The organism is Bacillus marinisedimentorum, assembly GCF_001644195.2.
Lineage (GTDB): Bacteria > Bacillota > Bacilli > Bacillales > Bacillaceae_O > Bacillus_BL > Bacillus_BL marinisedimentorum.
Genome location: NZ_LWBL02000026.1, coordinates 20,729 through 44,328 on the forward strand (window position 1 = coordinate 20,729; position 23,600 = coordinate 44,328).

General features: G+C 43.2%; 22 protein-coding genes. 9 read left to right on the forward strand and 13 right to left on the reverse strand.

Annotated elements, in window-relative coordinates; translation table 11 throughout:
• Positions 1-13: 13 nt before the first annotated feature.
• The 10 genes from A4U59_RS07740 to A4U59_RS07775 all read right to left on the reverse strand — a co-directional run bounded on the left by A4U59_RS07740 (position 14) and on the right by A4U59_RS07775 (position 9,230).
• Positions 14-1,321, reverse strand: a complete 1,308-nt coding sequence (locus A4U59_RS07740; protein WP_066172602.1) for an HRDC domain-containing protein — start codon at positions 1,319-1,321, stop codon at positions 14-16.
• 239 nt (positions 1,322-1,560) lie between these two features.
• The gene (locus A4U59_RS07745; RefSeq protein ID WP_169823934.1) at positions 1,561-2,040 is read right to left on the reverse strand and encodes a hypothetical protein; all 480 of its coding nucleotides are present in this window, start codon (positions 2,038-2,040) and stop codon (positions 1,561-1,563) included.
• Between the two features lie 208 nt (positions 2,041-2,248).
• A complete protein-coding gene (locus A4U59_RS07750) occupies positions 2,249-3,751 on the reverse strand; it encodes a sodium/proline symporter (protein WP_066172606.1) in 1,503 nt (500 codons plus the stop codon).
• On the reverse strand, positions 3,748-3,870 hold the full coding sequence (locus A4U59_RS22385) for a hypothetical protein (protein ID WP_281183460.1): 123 nt from the start codon (positions 3,868-3,870) through the stop codon (positions 3,748-3,750). Before A4U59_RS22385 ends, A4U59_RS07750 begins: the two co-directional genes overlap by 4 nt.
• Before the next feature lie 31 nt (positions 3,871-3,901).
• On the reverse strand, positions 3,902-4,693 hold the full coding sequence (locus A4U59_RS07755; RefSeq protein ID WP_066172609.1) for an enoyl-CoA hydratase/isomerase family protein: 792 nt from the start codon (positions 4,691-4,693) through the stop codon (positions 3,902-3,904).
• The gene (locus A4U59_RS07760) at positions 4,690-6,258 is read right to left on the reverse strand and encodes an acyl-CoA synthetase (RefSeq protein ID WP_066172612.1); all 1,569 of its coding nucleotides are present in this window, start codon (positions 6,256-6,258) and stop codon (positions 4,690-4,692) included. The genes A4U59_RS07755 and A4U59_RS07760 overlap by 4 nt, the downstream gene beginning before the upstream one ends.
• Before the next feature lie 264 nt (positions 6,259-6,522).
• Positions 6,523-6,981, reverse strand: coding sequence for an AAA-type ATPase lid domain-containing protein (locus A4U59_RS22480; RefSeq protein WP_342670191.1), 459 nt, complete (start codon positions 6,979-6,981; stop codon positions 6,523-6,525).
• Between the two features lie 18 nt (positions 6,982-6,999).
• Positions 7,000-7,899: a sigma 54-interacting transcriptional regulator gene (locus A4U59_RS07765; RefSeq protein ID WP_342670192.1), complete on the reverse strand. Its 900-nt coding sequence runs from the start codon at positions 7,897-7,899 to the stop codon at positions 7,000-7,002.
• 283 nt (positions 7,900-8,182) lie between these two features.
• Complete coding sequence (locus A4U59_RS07770) at positions 8,183-8,443, reverse strand: hypothetical protein (RefSeq protein WP_066172615.1); 261 nt, start codon at positions 8,441-8,443, stop codon at positions 8,183-8,185.
• Positions 8,444-8,462: 19 nt separating this feature from the next.
• On the reverse strand, positions 8,463-9,230 hold the full coding sequence (locus A4U59_RS07775) for a hypothetical protein (protein WP_066172618.1): 768 nt from the start codon (positions 9,228-9,230) through the stop codon (positions 8,463-8,465).
• A 394-nt stretch (positions 9,231-9,624) separates the two neighbouring features.
• Here A4U59_RS07775 and A4U59_RS07780 point away from each other — a divergent pair, with 394 nt between their 5' ends.
• Positions 9,625-10,851, forward strand: coding sequence for a threonine synthase (locus A4U59_RS07780; protein WP_066172620.1), 1,227 nt, complete (start codon positions 9,625-9,627; stop codon positions 10,849-10,851).
• Positions 10,852-10,971: 120 nt separating this feature from the next.
• Here A4U59_RS07780 and A4U59_RS21710 read toward each other — a convergent pair whose 3' ends face one another.
• Positions 10,972-11,259 (reverse strand): hypothetical protein, encoded by a 288-nt coding sequence (locus A4U59_RS21710; protein WP_066172622.1) that lies wholly within the window; start codon positions 11,257-11,259, stop codon positions 10,972-10,974.
• 507 nt (positions 11,260-11,766) lie between these two features.
• On the opposite strand from A4U59_RS21710, the gene A4U59_RS07790 reads away from it, so the two are divergent.
• The 3 genes from A4U59_RS07790 to A4U59_RS07800 all read left to right on the forward strand — a co-directional run bounded on the left by A4U59_RS07790 (position 11,767) and on the right by A4U59_RS07800 (position 15,162).
• Positions 11,767-11,973: a hypothetical protein gene (locus tag A4U59_RS07790; RefSeq protein WP_066172625.1), complete on the forward strand. Its 207-nt coding sequence runs from the start codon at positions 11,767-11,769 to the stop codon at positions 11,971-11,973.
• A gap of 71 nt (positions 11,974-12,044) precedes the next feature.
• Entirely contained in the window at positions 12,045-12,968 is a 924-nt protein-coding gene (locus tag A4U59_RS07795) for an LCP family glycopolymer transferase (RefSeq protein ID WP_066172628.1), read from the forward strand.
• Positions 12,969-13,689: 721 nt separating this feature from the next.
• Complete coding sequence (locus A4U59_RS07800) at positions 13,690-15,162, forward strand: outer membrane protein assembly factor BamB family protein (RefSeq protein WP_066172630.1); 1,473 nt, start codon at positions 13,690-13,692, stop codon at positions 15,160-15,162.
• A gap of 11 nt (positions 15,163-15,173) precedes the next feature.
• On the opposite strand, the gene A4U59_RS07805 is transcribed toward A4U59_RS07800, so the two are convergent.
• Complete coding sequence (locus tag A4U59_RS07805; RefSeq protein WP_066172637.1) at positions 15,174-15,605, reverse strand: hypothetical protein; 432 nt, start codon at positions 15,603-15,605, stop codon at positions 15,174-15,176.
• Between the two features lie 579 nt (positions 15,606-16,184).
• Here A4U59_RS07805 and A4U59_RS07810 point away from each other — a divergent pair.
• Both A4U59_RS07810 and A4U59_RS07815 read left to right on the forward strand, forming a co-directional pair.
• Complete coding sequence (locus tag A4U59_RS07810; RefSeq protein ID WP_066172640.1) at positions 16,185-17,351, forward strand: nucleotide sugar dehydrogenase; 1,167 nt, start codon at positions 16,185-16,187, stop codon at positions 17,349-17,351.
• A gap of 443 nt (positions 17,352-17,794) precedes the next feature.
• A complete protein-coding gene (locus tag A4U59_RS07815) occupies positions 17,795-19,585 on the forward strand; it encodes a tetratricopeptide repeat protein (RefSeq protein WP_066172643.1) in 1,791 nt (596 codons plus the stop codon).
• 63 nt (positions 19,586-19,648) lie between these two features.
• Here A4U59_RS07815 and A4U59_RS07820 read toward each other — a convergent pair whose 3' ends face one another.
• Complete coding sequence (locus A4U59_RS07820) at positions 19,649-20,011, reverse strand: NUDIX domain-containing protein (RefSeq protein WP_083270742.1); 363 nt, start codon at positions 20,009-20,011, stop codon at positions 19,649-19,651.
• A gap of 250 nt (positions 20,012-20,261) precedes the next feature.
• On the opposite strand from A4U59_RS07820, the gene A4U59_RS21315 reads away from it, so the two are divergent.
• The 3 genes from A4U59_RS21315 to A4U59_RS07835 are packed head-to-tail and all read left to right on the forward strand — an operon-like array spanning position 20,262 to position 23,593.
• Complete coding sequence (locus A4U59_RS21315) at positions 20,262-21,056, forward strand: hypothetical protein (RefSeq protein ID WP_066172646.1); 795 nt, start codon at positions 20,262-20,264, stop codon at positions 21,054-21,056.
• The gene (locus tag A4U59_RS07830; RefSeq protein ID WP_066172649.1) at positions 21,028-21,696 is read left to right on the forward strand and encodes an NYN domain-containing protein; all 669 of its coding nucleotides are present in this window, start codon (positions 21,028-21,030) and stop codon (positions 21,694-21,696) included. The genes A4U59_RS21315 and A4U59_RS07830 overlap by 29 nt, the downstream gene beginning before the upstream one ends.
• A gap of 13 nt (positions 21,697-21,709) precedes the next feature.
• Positions 21,710-23,593: a MotA/TolQ/ExbB proton channel family protein gene (locus tag A4U59_RS07835; protein WP_066172652.1), complete on the forward strand. Its 1,884-nt coding sequence runs from the start codon at positions 21,710-21,712 to the stop codon at positions 23,591-23,593.
• The last annotated feature ends 7 nt before the right edge of the window (positions 23,594-23,600 follow it).

Consider the following 23,600-nt stretch of genomic DNA (forward strand, 5'->3'; position numbering starts at 1 on the left):
CTCCGGTATTTTCTCATCTTTCGTTTTGGATAATCTCCAGAATTTCTTTGCCAAATTCTTCGGCCTTTTTCTTGCCGATTCCTTCTATTTCTAAAAGTTCTTTAATGGTGCCTGGTTTCTTTTCAAGAATAGCTTCAAGCGTTTTATTGGTGAAAACGTAGAAAGGCTTAACATTCGATTTCTTTGAATAGTTTGTTCGAAATTCTGTCAGCATCAGTCTTAAATTTTCTGGATTTCCAGTAGTGGTTTGCATGCTTGCCCTGTTTTTCTGTAAAGGTTTTGCTGCAGAACCAGTTTGGATAATCGTTATAATATCGCTGCCGAACTCCTCTGCTTTTTTATTTCCAAAGCCTTCAATTTTTAAAAATTCTTCTAAGGTATGAGGTTTTTTCTCAAGCAGGCTGTCTAGCATTTTGTTCGTAAAAATATAGTAAGGCTTAACACCTAATTCTTTGGAGCGTTCAGAGCGGAATTCCATCAACAAAGGCTTTAGTTTATCTTTGGGGTTTTCTGTTTCTGTTCTTGCAGTAGGAGCAGGGCTTACTATCTCGCTTTTTGTTGTTTGTTTTGTGCTTAGTACATAATCATCACTATTAAATTCCTTTTCTTTACTGTTTTGCAGGATTGTATCAGCTATTTCGTAAAGGTGTTGATCCTTCATAAAGACAGGAGATTGTTTATCTAATTCGGATTTTATAAAAGATTTGATTTGATCATGTCGAATAACGTTCGATTTTATAATTGCAGGTGCTTTATTAGAAATGTTTAAAATGGTTTTGGGATTCGCAAATGTCACTGCATATTTAATTGGGCACTTATTAATGGCTCCATTGGTTATAAGCAGTTTTTCAAGAATGGCTACGTGCCTTTCCACTTGATTGATTGGGCTATACATGCCCTCTTTATTTACAACCCTGTTATTTTTGGTAATAACCCGCTGGAATTCACCGTTCTCTGTAACGTTCACATTGCCAAAAAGCTTCTTCACTTCCAACACGAGAACAAATTTATGTGTAATGATCACAAAATCTAACTGGGCTTTGTAATCTTCAAATTCAAGATAGACATCGTGAAGAATGAGTAAAGGAAGCATTGAATGCTGCAGTTCAAATAAGACATTTTTTTCCCCGGTGTGGCCGATAGAAAATAACTTAAGATGATCTCCTATTTTTTTCTGGTCAATGTTTTCATCGCTGCTTTCTGATAAACGTGTTAAATTACTTATAATAGTAGAAGTCTCCTTAAATTCTTTATATATTTCTGGTTCGGTTATTTCCCTTTTTTGGGTTAAGATATCAAAAACATTTTTAAGAATAGACATCCTGTAAACACCTCACAATCTATTGTTTATCTGGGTTCCTTAATTCAATTGACACGGAAAATTATGTAACTTTTTGTCATTAACACCCTGATTATAACAAATACCATTGCTTCAATGGATGAAATATGGAAAGTTTGTCAGTTTGCATGACTAAAAAGGTGTCTGACCCCCGGCACGTTAATGCGCTGGGGGACAGGCACCTCTTTAGGGACAAGGTACTTGTCCCTGTGTATTTTTGGCTAGTGTTTTTTCATGAGTTTGGAAAACAAATAATATAAAGATATCGTAAAACCCGCTAGCCCAATTATAAGAACAAACCATTTATAGTCACCGGCTATAATTGTCCATAAACTTAAGGCGATAACACCGATGATAAAATAGTTAATCATTTCCGTTGCTTCTTCAGAGGTTTTAATCATTTTCTGGAAAAGCTGAGAAAGCAAAAGAGAAATTATTAAAATTAAAATAAAGATTACAATGTTAATGACTATCTTCATGGGCATCACACCTTTAGGTATATTAAGCTTTTCTATTTCTTTATTTACCTTTTTAGCAATATGCGAAGTACAGGGGGATATCAGTGACAGTTTCAGTGATGGCATTTTGGCTATCAAGTTAGCAGCGGCTGCATTACAGTTCGTATTATCACCAGTTATGAACTGAAGAATAAAACATAATCGAAACGTATCTCCCATAAAGGCATGCAGTTTAAAACTCACAAAGAGGTATAGTTTGGAGTTGTTTTTGGGTTGGGGGTTTTCCTAATAATTGCCGTGTTAGAAGGTATGATGTGGGGGGAAACCAAAAGCCAGCTTAAGAGTTGTTAATTTACCTATACAAGTTGAGGTTTTTTACTTATTGTCAAGAAGAGGGTGCCTGACCCCCGGCGCTTTAACGCGCCGGGGGTCAGGCACCCAATTTGCCATACTAAAGCGACGTCTCCACCGCCGGCTTTTCAACTTCCGAACCTCTATCAAACTCCTCACCTTCAAATATCGCATTGCTCTCAGGCTTTGTAATAAGCGATATCCCAACCAGCGAAACAGCCGAGATAATCATCGCAAGCGCCCCCGTATCCAGTGCCGGAACGTATACCTCTTTCACTTTCAAAATATACAACCCGAGACTGAAGATGAAGCCCAGTGCCGATGACCAGATCGCTGCTGTTTTCGTAGCCCGCTTCCAAAGTAGCCCGATGCTCAGGACCGGGAAGAGGGAGGCGGCGAATATGCCCCAAGACGCATTTCCGAGCCAGCCGACCAAATCAGGCGGATTGAGGGACAGCAGGAAGGTCAGGACGATGATGGCGAGTGTGACCCATCTGGAAAGTGCCAGTTCTTTCTTTGCGGATAACATTTCGCCTTTCTTGATGATTTGCTGGTAAATATCTCTTACGATGGATGAACTGGCAACGAGCAGGAATGCTTCACTTGTTGACATGATGGCTGCCATGACCGCCGCGAAAATCAAGCCGGCGATGACCGGAGGGAAGAACTGTTCAATGAACATCGGAGCGACCATGTCCGGAGAAGCAGGCTGCGCCATCTCGCCTCTGCCGACCATCACCTTTGTATAAAGGCCGACGAACCAGAGGAGGGCGGTAACCCCATAGGTTGATGCGGCAATGATGGCCGCCCACTTAAGCATTGAGATTTTGCGGATCATATAAAACTTGGACACGACATGCGGCTGGCCCTGATGGCCGATGACATAGATGAAAAAGTAGGAGATGAATGCAAAAATACCGATCGGCCCGGTTGTGTGGTAGGCCTGCACAAAGTCAGGATTCATGGCACCGAGTTCCGCGTTCATTTGCGACATGCCGCCGACAAGCTTCATGCCGCCGATAAATACGATCAGGGCGCCTGCGACCATGACAATCATCTGGATGAAATCTGTCCAGATGGCGCTGATCATTCCGCCTGCGACAACATAGACCGTCAAAATGGCGACGCCGATGAATAGGGCTAATTTATAATCGACGCCGAGGACCGTCTGCAGCATGTTTCCGAGCGCTTTGTACTGGGCCATCTGGTAGCCGATTGCTCCGCCAAGAATCGCCAGGGCGGTGATGGCGCGGACCGCTTTGCTGTTGTAGCGGATTTCAAGCAAGTCCGGAATCGTTAAGGCCCCGAACCGTTGGGTGATCCTCCTCATTGGCTTGGCGAGCACAAGGAAGCTCACAAAAATACCCGCTGTCGCGAAAATGCCGATCGTGAAAATGGCATAGCCGTGCTGATAAACGAGACCGGTCAGCCCGATGAATCCATATCCCGACATTGTCGTCGAGGAGACGGCAAGCGCAATAAGCCAGGGGCCGAATCGCCGTCCGCCTGTATAGTATGTGTCCATGTCCTTCTGGTGCTTCATGGAAAAAAGCCCGATGACCAGGATGACAAGCAAATAAAGGATGCCGATCACCAGAATCATGTCAGATCCTCCCCTTCCTCATTTTTGAATGCGAAAACTCCCCATAAGCCTGCTGCAACTACCGATGCCGGCCAAAATACAAACAGCATGAACGTCATTAATGGCGATAATCCGAACATCTTCATCCCTCCTAAAATAGTTAGAGTACCCTTACCGGTCTAAAAAACTGGCTGTCCTTTTTTCTATAAATGCTGAGACGCCTTCCTTGATATCTTCTGTTTGAAATACTTCCCCGAAATTTTCCGCCTCGACGATCAGTCCGTCCGTAAGCGGCTGCTGGAGTCCGTCATCGACTGATCGCTTCGCCAGCGAAAGTGCCGGCATGGAATAGCTGCTTATTTTTTCTGCCAGTTCCATCGCGGCGTCATACGCTTTTCCTGTAGGAACAACCCTGTTAACCAGCCCGATATGCGCGGCATGGTGAGCGGAAAGCGGCTCGCCGGTAAAAATCATTTCTTTTGCCAGCGCCGTGCCGACCAGCCGCGGCAGACGCTGCGTCCCGCCGGCTCCTGGGAACAGTCCGAGTTTTATTTCCGGCAAGCCAATTTTGATATGTTCTTCGGCGATACGGATATCGCAGCTTAGCGCCAGTTCACAGCCGCCGCCGAGTGCAACGCCGTTAATCGCCGCAATTGTCGGTTTCGATAACCGTTCGATTTTATTCATCGGCTTCTGCAGCCAGAGCGATTTTTGTTTGGCCAGTTCCGGCCCTTTACCCATCCAGTCGGGGAAAGACTTTATATCGCCCCCCGATACGAACGCTTTCTCACCGGCACCAGTCAGAATCATGACTTTCACATCACGGTCCTGTTCAATTTCATCAACAGCGTCGTTGAGCTGCCCGATGACATCGGCATCCAACACATTGACAGGCGGATTATCGATGGTGACAGCTGCGATGCTGCCGTGTTTGGACCATGTGACCGTTTGGACTGTTTTCATCGGATTCCCTCCTCGTGTACCTGGCTGTGCTGTTTCCGCAGCATGAATTTTTTCACCTTTCCGGAAGGCGTGCGCGGTAGTTCGTCTACAAAAATGACTTTTTTCGGTTTCTTATAGCCGGCGAGGCGGCTCTGGCAGTAGGAAATGATGTCCTCTTCAGTCAAATCGTAATCGTCCTTTTTCACAATGATTGCGCAGACGGCCTCGATGTACTTCGGGTCGGGGATGCCGATGATCGACACTTCCTTGATGCCGTCCATCCGGTACAGCACATCCTCAATTTCTGCAGCATAAATATTTTCGCCGCCGCTTCGGATCATGTCTTTTTTCCGGCCGGCAATGGACAAATAACCGTCCTTATCAAGAACGCCCAGGTCACCCGTCCGGCACCAACCGTCTACGAACGTTTCCTTTGTGGCATCCGGCTTTCTCCAATATCCCGCCGAAACGGCCGGGCTTTTTATCGCAATCTCGCCGACTTCTCCTGCAGGCACGGCGTTGCCCTCGTTATCGATGAGCCGGATTTCCGTAAGGGGAAGTGGTTTTCCGACAGTCTTGCCTTTATTCAGGGCATCCTCGGGATCAAGTGCGGCGGCAATCGGCGTTCCTTCCGTGAGCCCGTACACTTGCACAACGCCAAGGTCCGGGAAAAGTTCCTTCAATTTCTCCAGCGCCCAGGGCATCAAAGGGTCACCGCCGGTATAGATCGTCTTTAAATGTTTTAGTTGAATATGTGTGAGATCAGGTGAATTCAGCATGTCGTAAATCATGAACGGGAATAAGAAGCAGTCGGTCACCTGTTCCTGTTCCATCACATCGAGAATCCGTTCAATCTCAAAGCCCTGGCTTCTCGTAATGACCACTTTTCCGCCAGCCAGTAAAACCGGGAGGGCGATATCCTCCATAGCTCCGACATGGTAAAGGGGGCCTGTCGTCATTCCGACCTCGCTGCCGTCAAATTTCCATTTCATGATTTGCATGACCGAAAACCAGAACGTGGTCCCGTGCGTCCAGATGGCTCCCTTCGGCCTGCCTGTTGTTCCGGACGTGTACATGAGCATGACTGGATCATGGATTTTGATGTTTTTTTCTTCAATATCTTCAGGGGAACCATTCGAAAGCACTTCCCATGATTCTGCCCATTCGGGATTTTCTTCTCTTTCATATGGAAGGGAGATATAACGTTTAACAGGGACATTTCCGCGGATCTGTCCAATTTTCTCCGCCAATTCGGAATGAAAACAAAGCACTTTTGTTTCCGAATCGTTTAAAAGATAGTCAAATTCCTCACTGGACAGCCGGAAGTTGAGCCGGACCGCAATCGCGCCGATTTTGGCGGCCGCGAAATAAAGGGCAAAGTACTCAAGGCAGTTGTACATCAGCATGCCGACACGATCGCCTTTCTTCACGCCCATATCCTTGAGGCTGTTGGCATAGGAGTTTGAAATGGCATGGAGCTGGCCGTAGGTCCAGCTTCTTCCGGATTCTTCCTGGACCGCTTCTTTAGCCCGATTTCCGATTGTGAGATTGTCAGCCATCCTTCTTGTGAAATGGCCTATATCCATAAAAGAACCCACCTCCTTAAATTTGTAAGCGCATACATTTTGTGCGCTGATTCCTTCTTTATTTTCTTCATCCAACTAATAAGCAAGTTCCGTGCCAACTCCAGTTGCTTTATTTTCGCCTTTTCAAGCGAGCAGTTTGGTTTATATTTCTTATAATTCGGAATGTTAAATTTTTAAATAATGTAAATACCTTCGCTATGTTAGATAATGTCTAAAAGACGAAGAAAAATCCGGAATTTCGGATTGGATTCCGAGATTCCGGATTTATTGTTGCTTTTCGAGCAGATTGTATTTTTTGATTTTGTCATAAAGGGTGGAATTTCCGATTCCTAACGTTTCTGCAGCTTTATTTTTATCAAACTTGTGTTGCTTGAGTGCCAGTTCAATTGCTTTCTTTTCCGTCTCCATCACCAGTTCCCTTAAACTGCGGCCATCCCATTTTCTGTTTTCACTTGTCAGGTAGTCCGGAAGGGAGTCGATACCGATTGTTTCCCCATCCGATAGGTGGACGGCGGCTTCGATGACATTTTCAAGCTCCCTGATGTTGCCCGGCCAGTCATACCGCTCCATAAGCGTGAGCGCTTTTTCATCAAATTCGGTCACCCGTTTGTTGATGCGGGCAGCTGTTTTATTGAGAAAATGGTTTGCGAGCAGCGGGATGTCTTCTCTTCTGGATCGCAGCGGCGGTATGTGCAGCTGGACAGCATTGATCCGGTAAAACAAATCTTCCCGGAACAGCTTTTACTCGATCATTTTCTCAAGCGGCCTGTTGGTGGCAGCGATGATGCGGACATCAATCTTGCGCGGCTGAAGGGAGCCGACCGGTTCGATTTCTTTTTCCTGCAGGACCCGGAGCAGCTTCACCTGCATGTGCGGAGGCATGTCGCCGATTTCATCGAGAAAAATGGTGCCGCCGTCCGCAAACTGGAATTTTCCAATTTTGCCGCCTTTTTTAGCTCCAGTAAACGCACCTTCCTCGTAGCCGAACAGTTCCGATTCCAAAAGATGCTCGGGAATCGAGCCGCTGTTCACTTTTACAAAGGGCTTGTCATGCCGTTCACTTAATTGATGGATGCTCTGGGCCAGAATCTCTTTCCCTGTCCCGCTTTCTCCGCGCAACAGAACCGAAATATCCCCGCATGCAACCCGCTTCACCCGTTTTTTCAGCCCTCCAATCTCCGGTGTCACACCGATGAAATCATGAAGGGAATACTTCAGGCCGCCGGAGGCATTCCATTCATTGCGGTAATCGTTCAATTCCGAAAGGATATCTTTAATGTTGCTGTTCACCTGTTTCCATTCATCCAGGTCGCGGAAAATGATCGTTCCGACCGCGCCGATGATCTCGCCATTTTCAAAGATGGGGATCCGGTTGGCGATCACAAACTCGCCCCTGACGAGCTGCAAATCCGCCATCTCTTTCTGCCCTGTCCGGGTGACAAGGTGCATGCGCGTATTTTCAATGACATCCGTGACATGCTTGCCGATCACCTCATCGCGATTCACTTGCAAAAAGCCGCAGTAGTTGTTGCTTATGTAGCTGATGATTCCATCGGTGTCCACAATGACGATGCCGTGGTAGATGCTTTCGAAAATCAAGTCCAATAGGTTGTTGTTTATGATAAGCTCCGTACTTTTCATCGCTTGTCCCCTTTTTGAGAGTTCCTTCTTTTATTTTAGCATGAGGGGAGGTGAGGGGAAGGTGAGAAGGCGGAAAATTTAGAAAATAGTTAATGGTGAGAGGTGTGGGTGATGAGAGTGGTGAAGTGGGTGCCTGACCCCCGGCGCGTTAATGCGCCGGGGGTCAGGCACCTTTTAAGGCTCCTTTTCGTTAATAGAGACACACATATGGAATTAACTCTTAAAGTCCCTATCTGGATATAAAAAGAGGCTATCTTTTTAAAGATAACCTCTCTTACATAATCTATTGCTTTTTTCTAACTTTGGATAGAATGAGATAATATAAAGATATTGTATATCCTGCAAGTCCAATTATGAAAACAAACCATTCATATTCATCGCCAATGATTGCCCACAAACCTGTCGCAATAATGCCGATAAATAAGTAATTAATTATTTCAGTGTTTTTATTTGAACTTTTAAATATTTTTTGCAAAAGCTGAGAAAGCAAAAGCGCAGCTGCTAAAATTAGAATCATTATTATTATATTAATTAGAATCTTCATAATATCTCACCCGGTTTTTTTATATTCTTCTATAATCGTATCTTGCTTTATACCACTCGTATCCATAGGAGAATAATGAATAAGCTGCACTTACAATTCCCACTCTTAGCACACTTCCAGCTAGTTTTTTTACTAGGGTCCAAGTTAAAGCCTGCCCGCCTCTTATAGCTGCTATTAAATTATCAGCTACGGTAACAACTCCAAAAGAAATTAGGCCCCACTCTTTACTTCTTAGTGAATCAGCATGTCCTTTGAAACGAATGAAATTCGGATTGTTCTTATAGGTATATTTATAGTAAGGTGACATACCGTTCATAATTGCGGTTGCACGGCCATCGCTATAGATTCTGTATCTTGTATCAGCTATGTAAGATCCGCCTGTTGAATAATATGCTAGGGTAGAAAATGATGGTGTTTCTGCCTCTTCCTCTTTTTTTAAGTCAATCGTGGTAGATTGTCCTTCATCATTTTCTACAGTAAGCACTGCATCTCCTTCTTCAATAATAGTAGATTTATAATTATCAATTAGTTTTTTCTTCTTTCCCTCTACTTTATAAACTTTGACCTTAACCTTAGTCCGATTCTTGTTGACAGTTATAGTTTCCTGGTATTCTAGTAATTCGCCATCAACGTTTTGTTGATAAATTGCTTTATCTGCAGTATCTTTGATAAGCATAATTTCCCCATTTTCCAAGTCAGCCTTTTCAGCCGCTACCTCCTTTGAGAAATGAGGCGCAATCAAAGAAAATAGAACTACTGAACAAATCATTAATGCTACTTTTTTCATAATTTTTCCTCCTTTTTAAATACAGATTTTTATTTATTTGTAATATTATTCCTTGATTAATGGTCTTATTGTTCTACTTTGTTAAAATTAATTTGAGCTAGATTGTTTCGTGTCAGCTTATTCTATTTTAGCTGGAAACCGTTTCTGTTTAAGGACTTTCTTTCACAACTCATTAACTTTCGCTTATTTTGGGACTTTTCAAGGAAAACCATAATATGTAAAGCAGTTTCAATCCTCTCCTTCTCGGGAATATCCCAATTGTTATTGGTGTATTTATACTTAAATTTCCAACCCGCTCAGTTTCTTGACAGGGTGCGAATGTTATGGCATTAATTATTTGAAGTTTTCAGTATACATTTAAGGTGTTTTTCCATGTTGTGAAGGAGGGCGTAGGATGAATTTCTGGTTTTCTTGTAAAGACTGTGGCAAAACAAGTCCGTTAACAATTAACAAAAACAAGTGCGCTTGTGGCGGAACGTTGTTGGTGGAATATGATCTGGAACGAGTTGGCCATACACTGACAAAGGAAAGTCTGAAAGACAGGGTAACATCTATGTGGAGATACCACGAGCTTTTGCCAGTTGAGAATATAGAAAAAATTGTTTCATTAGGCGAAGGATGGACACCGCTTATCCGATTGAAAAATGCGGAAAAAGAATATCCTGTCAAGAAGCTGTGGGTGAAAAGAGAAGAACAAAATCCAACAGGCAGTTTTAAGGCGCGCGGATTTTCATCTGCACTTTCAATTGCAAATGAGTATGGCATCCGTAAGGTAGCGGTTAATTCAAACGGGAATGCGGCTTCTGCACTGGCAGCTTATGCAGGCTATGCAGGAATGGATGCTTATGTGTTTGTTCCTAAAGATTGTCCAGGGCTTATTGTTGAAGAGTGCATCCAGTATGGTGCACATACCTTTTTAGTTGACGGGCTTATCCATAATGCCGGAAAGATCATCGCTGACGGAAAAGAAGAGCAGGAATGGTATGATGTCGGAACGCTCAAGGAACCGGGAAGAGCTGAAGGCAAGAAGACGATGGGGCTTGAATTGGCTGAACAAATGAACTGGAATCTGCCTGATGTTATTATCTATCCAACAGGTGGAGGATCTGGAGTTATTGGCATGTGGAATGCCTTTAAGCAACTAAAAGAACTCGGATTCATTGAAGGTGATTTGCCGCGGATGGTCAGTGTCCAGGAAGCAGGCTGTCAGCCGATTGTCAGTTCAATGGAAACAGGGGAGCATTTTACTTCACAAACCAGCAATGTGACATCAAATCCTACCGGCATGCGTGTTCCAAGTCCTCCTGATGGCGAGCTGATTGTTTCTATTCTCCGTGAATCCGGTGGTACCGCTGTTGCTGTAACAAAAGAAGAAATCAAGCAAGGCCAGCAGTCATATGGAAAACAGGGAATCTCATCGTCTCCAGAGGGGTCAGCCACATGGGCCGGGTTTAACCGTCTGGTTGAGCAAGGATGGATTCGTCCAAATGATGAAGTTGTTCTTTTCAATACTTCTCATGCGATGAAGTACTTGCCGTGGGAACAGCATAATGTGCCAGTGGTGAAGACATATGAAGACTGGCTGCGTATACAGCAAGATGAGTATTCGAAACAAAGATAAATCGATAAAATAGATAAATCATATTTACCTGTTTTTAAGTGTGGAATAGAGGCCCGCTTGCCTATCAATGGTTAGCGGGCCGTTGTAATAGACAAGAGAAGGGAGCCGGGCAATATTTAGTTAAAATGCTTCGATTAATACACGAATGATAGCCTGTATAGAACTGAAAACAACAAGAACAAAATAAGTGAATGCACCGTGTAAAAGGCTCTTGTATATAAATTCTTTCCAATTTGTAAATCTATTGAAGAAAAAAGCAAAATAGATTGTACTCATTATTCCAGTAAATATCCATAAAAAATACATTAAATTAGACAAGCTGCTCCATAAAGCAGTCAAGGAAATAACTGTAATAACAAGAATATTTGTGATAAATACAGTTACATTGATTGTTGTTTTCGTATTCAATATTCCCTCCCCTTACATCTACAATCCCTTTTAACTGCTCAATCCGGATTTGCTTGCAGATACAACCTTCTTTCTTTTTTGGTAAAAACTTTAATTACCGTACAACTCTACTCTTCAAGGCACTCATTACTCGGAAAATCATTAAAAGAAGCAGGAGTCTGCTTTTTTATATTATTCTATATTGTTTACATTTTATATCTCCTTGACAATATCACGATATGTAAAGGAGGACAAATATACACATATCTCTCTAATACAGTCCTATATAAAAAAGGTTTGGTGAAAAAAAGGCCGGCAATATAAAGTAAACGCTTGTTTCATGCCTGGGTTGGCCTTTGAAAAATTATCTTTCCTTCCTACTGGAAATAATTTATAATTAACTTGAAAAACAGACAATTAACTATGAATAATTCCTTTTTTCTGCTTTTTTCAACAGCAGGGAAATACATAACTTTGTTTTAGAGAAGAGTTCTAGGCGGAAAGGGATTTCAAGGGGGAAGACGGGAATTGGAGGCTTATAACCAAAGTGCTGTCCGGGCAAAGCTCGACCAGAGAAGAATGCTTGATATTATGCAGCATGCCCGCGGCATTGGTGAAGCAGGCCGAGTGGAAACCGGGCAACTGGTTGAAGTATTGATATCATACTTAAAGGGCGCCGATGGGTACCTTGAAGGGGATTCCACTGGTTTACAAAAAGAAGTGGACGCCGAATAGGGCAGTTAACGGTCACGTTAGCTGCTCTGCTTTTATTTGTTTGTAATATTAAATGGAGATAGGGTGGAAGTATGAGGAGAGAGATAAGAAAAGAAAAAAAGAAAAGAGGATTTAAGCTGCTTCTTGGTGTACTCGGTATTCTTTTGCTGATCGGGGCAGGCAGCGTTTTTTATGTATATAATAATGTCCAGGGTACGGTTGCCGGCATGCATCAGGAGATTAATAGAAATCAACCGGAGAAGCGGGAAAAGCCGGTCGATATGAATAAAAAGGATCCAATTTCAATTCTCCTATTAGGTGTGGATGAACGTGAATCAGATAGCGGCCGCTCTGATACGATGGTCGTTTTGACATTGAATCCGCAAAAGGAATCTATGTATATGTTTAACATTCAGCGTGATACCAGGACTGAAATCATAGGGAAAGGGTTTGAAGATAAAATTAATCATGCCTATGCTTTCGGCGGTCCCCGTATGTCTGTCGAAACTGTCGAAAATTTCCTTGATATTCCGATTGATTACTTTGTAAAGGTGAATATGGAAGCTTTCAGCGACTTGGTAGACGCAGTAGGCGGCATCACAGTGAACAACAAAGTTGATTGGCCGGGATATCCTGCTGGCGCAATCACATTGCAGTCTGGACAAGAAGCCCTTGGTTATGTTCGCATGCGTAAGCAGGATCCTCGAGGCGACTTTGGCCGGAATGAACGTCAGCGTCAGGTCATTCAGGCTATTATAAAAGAAGGGGCGAGCGCTTCTTCTGTCATGAAATTTGATGAGATTCTTGATGTTCTGGGAACGAATGTAAAGACTAACATGACACTTGATGACATGAACAGTATTCGCAAAAACTATGCTGGAGCCCGTAATAACATTCAGCAGTTTGAAATTAAAGGAAAAGGTACTATGATTGATGGGATCTACTACCAACTGGTTTCTGAAGAAGAACGGCTGGCAGTTTCGGAACGGTTGAAAGAGCATCTTGAAATTAAGTAAGAGATGTGACGATTTATTAATGATTAATAGGCCGGTCATCATTCTACAAGAGAATGATGACCGGCCTTTTTTTGATGATAAAAGAGTATTTACAGGATGCTTGCATATTTCTGGTAATGAACTGCTTTGGTATGGTGATAATGCATTTTTTCTTTAAGTGTTTTTTTTGTTTCGGAGTCAAGGCATCCCTCATAAAGTAGTCGATGATAGTTCATCCTAATCATGTGCCAGTGGAAAGCTGTTTTTGTGAAAATGTTCAAAGGAATCCTCTCCTTTTCCCGGTTTAAAAAGGCATTGTTTTTTGTTTATATACCTTTACTTTATGCATATGAAACATAAGTTAGTTTGTATGTTAGTGACTGACAAGAGTGATTCATTTTTATACCGCTTAAAAAGAAGGAGCTGTTTGATTAATAGCACGAGAATTTTATTCCCCCATCTTCATATTCAGACCTGCATCATCTTAGTGTTAACTGATGGAATTATTTTTCTGTTTCTTTTACCCCCTAAAAAAATCAACCGCTTCTTAATACTGTTGTGTAAGACTGTTTGTGAAAAAAGACGGAGAAATTGTTTATGCCATTCAACTTGCAACTATAGAAGCAAATTCCTCTTGTTTATGGTGAGATGATGATAAAATATGATGTTGAATAAATTCGTGTATTGTAAGAGTGACAGTAGATAGTACATACTTTTATATTTAAGGTAAGGAGTAGGACAAATGATGAGGTGTTTTTATTCTATAATGATTGCAGGCACGCTTTTTTTAACTGGATCACTGGAAGCAAAAGCGGCTTTCGGTCCGGATGAATGGCTGGAATATCGATTAAAAGATGACAATAATGCTGTCTACCAAAATGAGGGGACCAAGCCCCTCGAACCGAGAATTTTTGAAACAGAGGATGAAGTCCGCTCGACGCCTGTTGTGGCAGACAATAAAATATTTATTGGGAACCATAACACGGGCGGGTTATTTGCTTATGATGTTTTGTCTGGGGACTTGTTATGGGAAACTAAATTGCCGAACTGGATTCATTCTGAGGCAATTTACCATGACAACACAGTGTATGTCGGTTTTGGGAACCGTTTTTACCAGAAGAACAACGGTATACGCGGGACGGGAGAAAGCGGTGTTATGGCTTTAGATGCAGAGACCGGTGAAATAAAATGGAAGGCCAACACTAAAGGTGAGGTAATGCCTACCCCGGTGTATCATGATGGATTTGTTTATGCCGCAAGCGGCGACCGCAATCTGCATAAAATTGATGCGGAATCGGGAAAGACAGTAAAGGAAATTGAGTTGGAATCTGTTGTCAGTATGTCCTCTCCTAACTTGTATGAAGGAAATATTTTTTTAGGAGGAAGCGTCCCGTACAGCTTTTATTCAGTGGATTTATCCAAAGAGCAAAGAGCCTGGGAAAGAGGAATACCTGAAGCTGTAGCTGGTCTTGACGATGTACCGCCAGCCATTCATAATGATATCGCTGTGACTACAGCACTGGATCAAAAGGAACCTGTTCCGCTAAGAGAGGTTTATGAAAACTTTGGAGCAATCCAGGTATATGAGGAAATCGTAAAGTCTGCGGTTGGACAGCTGCTGGATAAAGAACGAATGAGTTATTATGAGCATATGATTTATGCACTGGACACTGAATCAGGTGAGATAGTATGGAAAGACAGCCTGGGGACCGGAACAATTGTAAAAAACAACAAATCTGGCGCGCCGATGATTTATGATGGCAAAGTGTTTCTCGGAAGCCCGATTACAAAACAGTTTTATGCCTATGATTTGGAGAATGGCGATGAACTCTGGAAGTTTGAAAATGAAGTCATAAAAGCGCCGCCTGTTGCAGCAGATGGAATAGTCTACTTCTCAAATGCCAAGGGCTATGTACATGCAATGGATGCCGGGACCGGGGAAGAGATCGGGCGTAAAAAACTTGGAGGGACGTTAGCACCATCTGGTCCTATCATTATAAATGACACTTTATTTATAGGGAGCCAGGACAGCAATGTATACGCACTTCCGACAGAAAATATCCGTTCTGCAGCGGACGAATATCATAAGGAGCCGCCTGTTGAAAGAAGTGCTGCAGGTTACATTTTTACTGTTTATGTTCTGCCCATAGTGATTGTTCTGTCGGCCCTCGGCGTTTTAGCCTTTTACTTTATGCGGAGAAAACGGTCTATATAACGGCGTTGTGATCAAGATGTCCGCTTTGTTCCTGTCCTGCTAATTATTTTTACTGCCAAATAGGTATGGTAATAAATTAGTGAAGCGGGAATGCTTACAAGGATAGCAAGAAAAGTTGAATCCATTGCAGAATTGGGAAGTGTAAGCAAAACTCCAGACAGCAAGCCGGCTAAAGAATACAACAATAACTGAAATAAGTACAAAAATCTTGTTCTATTTAATACGGCTGTCATTTTATCTATAATCACAGCACTAATGAAACCGAATAAGAGATAAATGGAAAATACAGGAAGTAAAGTTAAAATCACTCCTTCTGCAAAACTCATGTAACAGCATTCATATAATCGTTCCTCTTCGGGTGTGTGCAAAAGCCATCCAATGAATATACTTAGAAGGGCTGTGGAAATCAGTACTGCATAAAACTTGTTAGCTAAGTCTTTCATCGGTTTCACCGCCGGGATCATAGTTTACTAAGTCGGTTCTAGAGATAACCATATTATAAACTGCACAGTTTTTGTTGGAAATAGAATAGTTGATCTTTACGTATTGTTAACTCGAAATATTCGGTCTTGCTCTTTATAGTTTTATGGTAATATAAGATTGTTATAATTAGTTAAAGTTGTATACAAGCCATTATAAGTTCTTTTTCATAGGCTGTGTTAAAGCTCAATGGTGATTTTTACACTAGTTGATTGGAGTGGAAGGTGCGAGACTCCTCGAAAATATAAACCAATTTTTTTCGTGGGGTGTCTATTCGAAGAAGCTTATTCAATGTCCTGCGGGACTAGCGGACAGGTGAGACCCCACAGAAGCGGAGCGACGAGGAGGCCCACCGCCCGCCCCGTGTGCCTTTAGTGAAAGCGAGTACCTGCAACGGAAATCAACACTAATGTTTAACAGAGCCTTTTCATAAAAGGCGGCTTGTAATTCGTCTATGGAAATGGGTTTTGGAATAATATCGGATTGGGAAAATGAACTAGGGTCTCATTAACATATGGAATACAAAAGGTGGAGAGTAGGATATGAAAATCTCAATAGCTGGAACAGGTTACGTAGGTTTATCTAATGCAGTCCTTTTGGCACAGCATAATGAAGTGATCGCAATGGATATCGTCCAGGAGAAGGTGGATTTGATAAATAACAAAAAGTCCCCAATTATGGATACGGAGATTGAAGAGTTTTTAAGTACCAAAAAACTGGATTTGACAGCAACAACAGACCAGGAAAAGGCATATAAGGATGCAGATTATGTCATTATTGCTACTCCAACAAATTATGATCCGGAGAAAAACTATTTCGATACAAGTTCAGTTGAGTCTGTTATAGATAATGTACTATCCATTAACCCTGATGCTGTTATGGTAATCAAGTCAACGGTTCCGGTAGGTTTTACGGAAGATTCCAGAAAAAAATACAAAACTGAAAATGTTATTTTTTCACCAGAGTTCTTACGAGAAGGGAAAGCCCTGTATGATAACCTGTATCCTTCAAGAATCATTGTAGGCGAGCAATCAGATCGGGCTAAAAAGTTTGCAGACTTACTCGTTGAAGGAGCAATCAAGGAAGATATTCCTGTATTGTTTACCAATTCAACTGAAGCTGAAGCAATTAAGCTGTTTGCCAATACTTACCTTGCGATGAGGGTGGCGTTCTTTAATGAACTTGATACTTATGCTGAAATCAGAGGACTTGATACACAGCAAATAATCGAAGGAGTAGGATTGGACCCTCGTATTGGCAGCCATTACAATAATCCTTCTTTTGGTTATGGCGGATATTGCCTGCCAAAAGACACAAAACAGTTATTGGCGAATTATGAAGATGTGCCAAATAATATTATGGCAGCTATCGTAGATGCAAACAGAACGAGAAAAGATCATATTGCTGATATGATTTTAGCAAGAGAACCTAAGATAGTAGGCATCTACCGGCTGACAATGAAAACGGACTCCGATAATTTCCGCCAATCGTCTATCCAGGGTGTAATGAAACGAATGAAAGCAAAAGGGGTGGAAGTTGTCGTATATGAACCTGCCCTTACTGATGATGAATTCTTTAACTCACGAGTCATTGAAGACTTTGATGAGTTTAAGAAGATTTCAGATGTCATTGTTGCAAACAGGCTGTCTGACGAGATAAAAGATGTAGCTGATAAAGTTTATACAAGAGATTTGTTTAGCAGGGATTAACGTAATTGGTCACCTGCCTCTTATATAGAGGCAGGTGTTTTTACGTTGCGCTGCTATGCTTGTTTTCATTCCGTCTCCCAATGTCCGCTGATTTTGTTAATGTAAATCAATCTTACTCAGGAAGATCATCGTCGTTTTTGTAAGCATGGCGCGCACCATTTATTTTCTTAGCAATAAATAAAGCTATTATGCAATACACCTGATCACCAATCAAATATTGGTGAGAATATTCTACGGAAAACACGCCATAGAGGGAAAGGTCTATAGCTGAAATGCTTATTTAATCTTTCGGCTCTCGGGTTGCCGTTTCTTCCAGTGTTTCGTTGGGCTCCATGTAAACGCCGAGGGACTGATCTATTCCCTTGTCCTCTTGAATACTCAATTATACATATTAAGCCCTTTTCCAATGTGATAAACTGGAAATTGAAAGCAGGTGACCAAACATGAAGCAAAACTGGACCATTGAAGAACTGAAGGATTACTTACATACGATGGAAGAGCGTGCAATCCGTTACTATGAGGTCAAAAAAGGCATACGGGAACGGCCGATGCCAAAACGGTGGCTCGATTGGGATAGAGTAAAAGAAAATAAGGAACAGGCAAAAGAAGAGGAAAGAAGGAAAAGGGATGAGATGAAGCCGGATTTGATCCGGCAAAATGAGCTGTATCACTTCGGACCGGCCCAAGTTGCCGTCGAATTGGCCAGGGAGGCCCTGAACGCATACAAGGATGGCCGTGTTGATGAAGCGGTTATCAAGCTGGAACAGGCCGTTGAAAACTTCCCGGACAATCTGGATTTATCTTTCAATCTGGGAAAGATGTATTTGGAAACCGGGGTGGATGTTGCCGGCGGAATTGTCCATTTGCTCGATTATTATCTGGCGGATGGAGATGATTATTACAATAAAGAAATTTCAAAGGTTCTCCATTTAGCACTCAATAAAAATCAGTTTACAGGTTACATAGATAACGGAGCCCATCAAATCCACTTTGAAATAGACGGTGAATATGTTCAATTTGATGAGATACCGGAAGATTATACCTTTATGTTTCATCTTCCGTACAAAATTCCTGTTTCTCTTGGATTGGAACGTCATGATAAAGAACAAATCGAGATGAAAGATTATCAGTTTTTAAAGGAAGTTTTCACAACGGAAGCAGGGCTGACTGCTGCTGTTTATGAGATTGCGATAAATAAAGGAAGCTTTAGGCCGTTTGTGAAAGAGTTTTATGGCACAGCCCTTGAACTATCTGTGAATGACGGCGTGCAGGATTTGACCTCCTTTAAAGACCTTCACATCGAACAGCTGGAACAGGAGCATTACCATGAAGGGCCTTTCAATGAACCGAAGGAAATTGCATTCGGCGGCCAAAACAGTCAGCTTGTATCGATTGTCCGGGTTGAAATTCCTGACGAAAACAGAGACGAGTTTCTGGAGTTGTTCACGGGGTTTGCGAAGAAGCACCTGATCAATGAGAAATCGGATGAGGAACTCGATCAGGAAGAAGATGAGTGGCAACTCATGGAACAGGCACAATATGAGAACGACGGCCGTTATGAAATGGAGGTCATGCTGCACGAGGACTACCAATCGTTTGCAGGCAATGCCAAATTATACGGTGATGTTTCCGTGATTCTGTACAATCTCGAACATAACATTCCGGACCCATATGAAACGAAAAACGAACAGGTGTTTAAGGAACAGCAAGAGAAGTATATGGCACTTCTGGGAGATGTGTTCGATGAAATAAAAGCGCCCCGGACAGCGAAAGCGCACTTTGACTCTGGCGGTGAACAGAAAAAAGAGGACCCTGTCCAATCAAAATTAAACGATATTTTGGCCCAAATAAAGTCCGACAAAGTGAAAAAGATACTCTCCGCCCATTTTCAGGATATCCTAGATTTGTTGGCAGATAAGACTCACCTGGCGATGGGGCCTATCCGGTTGACGCTTGAGGTCTTATTGAAGGAAAGCAGTTTGAAGATTGGCATCAGTCTTGTGGATGAAAACGGAAAAAAGACCTTATACAAACTGATTAACGAGACAAGGAGAAAAAAGCGGTATCCAAAAACAATCGATGATCAAATGCACAACATTAGAACGATGTCGAACAGTTCCCTTCATTATAATGCGCTGGAAGAATATATAACGATTGATGAGGCGGAAGTGAAAGAACTGTTTGCTCAGCTATTGAACATTATTGAGTATTTCGTGAAGCGGTTCGGGTTATAGCGGGATATGGAAATAAGCAAAGTGGACGGAAATCCGCTTTGCTTATTTTTTCGATATCTACTGCTAATCGAGGACAACCTTTTTCAGGATGACTTGTGTCGTTTTCGTAAGTTTTTCAGGTATGGCTTCTTTCTCAAAAAATGTAACCTTCCCAATCTCCTTCTGATCTGGATTTATATCTCCATTAATGCTCTCAGCAAAATATAAAGCCATCACACTATACACCTGATCGCCATTTGGATACACATGGTAAAAATCTTCCTCGGAAAACACATCATAGAGGGATAGGTCGTCAGCTGAAGTGCTCAATTCCTCTTTCAGCTCCCGGATTGCCGTTTCCTTCAATGTTTCACCGGGTTCCATGTAGCCGCCCGGGATTCCCCAATCGCCGGTATCTTTCCGGTATTCCAGCAGGATTTTTTCCATTCATTCTTACCAATACACCGGCACTGGCAAGGATAAGCGGACGGTTTCCTGCGAGCTGGCGAATGTCTTCGATATAACCCATTCCTGATCACCCTTAAATTGTGAAATTCACCGTTAAGACGATCCTTTACCTCTTTTTCCAATTCTCAACATTTTTACACACAGTCTATTTACTTTTTCACAAAACTACCGATATATGTAATATCCATCTTTTTTTTGAATTTGAAGTAGGTCTTTAGGAGTGGGATCAATGTCTGGAAAATCCGTGAAAGATAGAATTCTCGTTCTGCCCGATTTTCAGGACGAGAACCATAACAGTGCTGATTTATACCGCTTTATCAGCACGCACATGAAGGTTTACAAAAGCGGCTGCGGCAAGGACAGTCCATTGATTGTTCCCCCTGACTATGTGGATATGACGCCTCCGGATATCATCCAGTCGTTTGAGGCGAACGGCAATGTCATACCTGAAAGTTCGTTATATCATTTGCTTGGCGGGGAGAAGGCTGACCTTCAGGCGGGGGATCTATCTGAGCGGATTCAGGAGATGCTTGAGCAAGTGAAACAGGTGAAAAGGCTTGAGCAGTCGGCCGGCATGCACTCCCCTTATCACGCGGACTACATACCGGATCATTTCCGGCTTTTACAGGATAGGCTGCCGGCTTTTTCGGAAAACGGAGGCAAACTCCCGGTTCTTTCGATTCATAAGGAGGCGGGGCTTTCGCTGGATGGTTCGCATATTGCCGAAATGGGCCGGCAGGATGACTGGATTCTCCAGCTGATAAGGTTTTTCTGGGCGATTTCAGCAGAGCATTTTGTCATTGATGCGGAGCGGCTCAGCTATGATGCATTCCTTTTTACAAAGAAAGGGAAGCTCGCTGCGTTTACTGATTATGGGCTGCTGTCACATTATCCTGCCGGCGGGAACAGGGCGGATGCCGTCAATGAACATAACCTGCGGGCGTTTGCGGGGCTGCTTTCGCTGTTCTGGGACTACTATTCAAGGGTCCCCTCAGATGGAATGGTTGACCATTTCGCAGTATGATTCCCGTTTTCAAAAGCTGCAGGATCGTCTGAAGGACCCGAACGAAATCAGATTCAGCAATTTTAAAGAGGTATTTTCATACTTTGTGAACCAGGAGGCCCCTGCTGACCCGGGAGAAAAACGGATTGGCATTTTTCTCGATGTCGCCAATTTGTATACCGATCTCCATGATCTTGAGGTCGATTACCGCCGCTTATTTACGGTCCTGTACGGGATGGAAGGGAAAAAGCAAATCAAAGACCGGTTCGCTGTCTTTTTCCAGCCGGTTTATGAAAGTGCAATGAAGACGGAGGCGTTTAAAAAGAGGCAAAATGTCCTCGCCGCAAAGCTGGAGGAACAGGGGTTTGAGATCATCCTGGCCGGCAATGAGAAGGCGAAAGCGAAGCAAATGGTTGGAGGGGAAGCCCATGATGCCGATGACAACAAGCTGATTCAGCGGATGGAAGAGCGGCTGGGGCGTTTGACTGAAATATTGCTGTTTACCGGGGACAAAGATTTTTATGAGATCTTGCAAACGTACAAGACTGCCGGCCGGCGGGTGAAGGTGATTTCGACCCACCCGGATTCTACGTCGAACAGGATCAGAGAAGGTTTCGATCATTCATACATAACCGATTACTGGGATTGCATCCATTTCTAAGGAGGTTTCATCTATGTCATTAATCCCTGATGATATGCTGTCAATTATTATTATTGCAATTGTACTTACCGTTTTAAGCTATGTGACGGTGCTTGCAATCCGTACGAACAAACGGATTTTCACGTTTCTTAATAAGGAAAGCTCAGCCATCAAAGATCATCCCCAGGATAGTGCCCTCTTGAAAGAACTGCATTATAAGTTCGGTGAAATGAAGGAAAAAATGGAGAATGACGTGAACCTGGAGACCTTTTTGGAAGAGTTCATGGCTTCTTACAAAGTGGTGAATACGAAAAAGCCGATTGTGCAGGAACTGAAATTGATCCAATTGAGCAGTTCGATCACGATTTTAATCGGGGTGCTCGGAACATTCATCGGGCTTGTCGTCTCGCTGCAGGGCATTGAAGAAACGCTGTCCGACCAGTCGATTACAAGTGTGCTCGACGGCATCCATACCGCGTTTTATACAAGTATCCTCGGCATCCTGGCTTCAATTGCGATCAATGTGGCTGCAACAAGGTTCTACTATTCGCAGGACCTGCTTCAGAAAGTGATGCTCCAGCTGGAGAATTACCTGTCACGCGAAGATAAGAAAACGGTCAGCCTGCGCCTGATCGACTCGATGGATGAGGTGAAAAATGCGGTTGAAAACATGACCCAGTCGTTCATTCAGCTGCAAAACTTTTCGTCCCACTTTGAGAAGGCGACGAGCAATCTGAACGAGTTCAATGAAATGTTCAGCACGAACACGCAAACGCTGAGCCGGCTGTTTGGGAATATGGAGGAGCAGACGTCCCGTTACAATGAACAAATGGCAGGCATCAACGACAGGTTTGATGGGCTGCTTGCATTTTTGGAGGACCAGAACAGCATTCAGACAGCATCCGTCGACACGATGAAAACGACAGCTGATCAGCTGATGGATTTTTTTGCGTATCAGAACGATATACAGGAGCAAAACCGTGTCTCCATGCAGGAGCTGGCTGCTTCCATGTCCGGGGCTGAAAACCTTCTTGCCTCCTATTTTGATGAGCAGCTCGAAAAACAGAACGATTCCTTTGAAGCGATGACGGAATTCTATAATGAAACGATGGTGTCGCAGCGGGAAATGCTGTCTGTCCAGAAGGCGGTTGAAGAGAAGAACGAGAATTATATCCGTAACGTCGAGCAAGCCACGACAACGATGAAGGACATTCTGGAAACAAGCTCGTTTGATAATATCGCGGAGATCACAAAGACGTTTTCCGCCAATATGAACGACATGTTCGGCCAGTTCCAGCTGCTGATCGATTACTTCGGCACGATCGATCAGACCCAGGCGGAGTACCGGTCTTTCTATGAACAGGTGGTCGATTACACGAATCAGCAGGAAGAATCGCAGCAGCAATACCATGAGCAGTTCACGATTTACATGGAAAACTTCAATGAAAACAGCAAGGAAATGAATGATGTGCTCAGCCAGACGAAAGCGTACCAGAAGGCGTTTATTGCGAACAACGAGGCGCTGACGGAAGAGATGGCGAACCTGATCAATCATTCGCAGGGCATGCTGTCCGACAGCAAAGCGCAAATGAATGAGCAGCAGGAGAAGCTCGGCTCGACGCTGAATGAATTTGTGACGCTCACAACGACAAGCATGGAAACCCTTGTCACGAAGCTGGATGACAACCTGGGCGGCAAGATGGAACGGAGCCTTGAGGCGTTCCGGATCCATGTCGAGATGACGAATAAAATTCTCGACAAGAAGATGGCGTCCCTTGTCGAAGCGAACAGCATCCACCATGAGTTCGAGTCGTTCAACTTGCAGCGGCTGCAGCAGTCTTTGTCCGACCTGGAAGCAAGAATCGGCCAGCTGACCGATGGGCTGGATAAATTACAAACAGAAAAAATGATGGCATGATTACGGG

Coding starts and splice junctions, on each gene's coding strand:
- A4U59_RS07770 (WP_066172615.1), bottom strand. CDS start 8,443: ATGAAGATTCTAATTAATATAATAATAATGATTCTAATTTTAGCAGCT.
- A4U59_RS07795 (WP_066172628.1), top strand. CDS start 12,045: ATGAGGAGAGAGATAAGAAAAGAAAAAAAGAAAAGAGGATTTAAGCTG.
- A4U59_RS07775 (WP_066172618.1), bottom strand. CDS start 9,230: ATGAAAAAAGTAGCATTAATGATTTGTTCAGTAGTTCTATTTTCTTTG.
- A4U59_RS07835 (WP_066172652.1), top strand. CDS start 21,710: ATGTCATTAATCCCTGATGATATGCTGTCAATTATTATTATTGCAATT.
- A4U59_RS22385 (WP_281183460.1), bottom strand. CDS start 3,870: ATGTTCGGATTATCGCCATTAATGACGTTCATGCTGTTTGTATTTTGG.
- A4U59_RS07815 (WP_066172643.1), top strand. CDS start 17,795: ATGAAGCAAAACTGGACCATTGAAGAACTGAAGGATTACTTACATACG.
- A4U59_RS07800 (WP_066172630.1), top strand. CDS start 13,690: ATGATGAGGTGTTTTTATTCTATAATGATTGCAGGCACGCTTTTTTTA.
- A4U59_RS07805 (WP_066172637.1), bottom strand. CDS start 15,605: ATGAAAGACTTAGCTAACAAGTTTTATGCAGTACTGATTTCCACAGCC.
- A4U59_RS07830 (WP_066172649.1), top strand. CDS start 21,028: ATGGAATGGTTGACCATTTCGCAGTATGATTCCCGTTTTCAAAAGCTG.
- A4U59_RS07820 (WP_083270742.1), bottom strand. CDS start 20,011: ATGGAAAAAATCCTGCTGGAATACCGGAAAGATACCGGCGATTGGGGA.
- A4U59_RS07760 (WP_066172612.1), bottom strand. CDS start 6,258: ATGGATATAGGCCATTTCACAAGAAGGATGGCTGACAATCTCACAATC.
- A4U59_RS21315 (WP_066172646.1), top strand. CDS start 20,262: ATGTCTGGAAAATCCGTGAAAGATAGAATTCTCGTTCTGCCCGATTTT.
- A4U59_RS07755 (WP_066172609.1), bottom strand. CDS start 4,693: ATGAAAACAGTCCAAACGGTCACATGGTCCAAACACGGCAGCATCGCA.
- A4U59_RS07765 (WP_342670192.1), bottom strand. CDS start 7,899: ATGAAAAGTACGGAGCTTATCATAAACAACAACCTATTGGACTTGATT.
- A4U59_RS07750 (WP_066172606.1), bottom strand. CDS start 3,751: ATGATTCTGGTGATCGGCATCCTTTATTTGCTTGTCATCCTGGTCATC.
- A4U59_RS07810 (WP_066172640.1), top strand. CDS start 16,185: ATGAAAATCTCAATAGCTGGAACAGGTTACGTAGGTTTATCTAATGCA.
- A4U59_RS07780 (WP_066172620.1), top strand. CDS start 9,625: ATGAATTTCTGGTTTTCTTGTAAAGACTGTGGCAAAACAAGTCCGTTA.
- A4U59_RS07740 (WP_066172602.1), bottom strand. CDS start 1,321: ATGTCTATTCTTAAAAATGTTTTTGATATCTTAACCCAAAAAAGGGAA.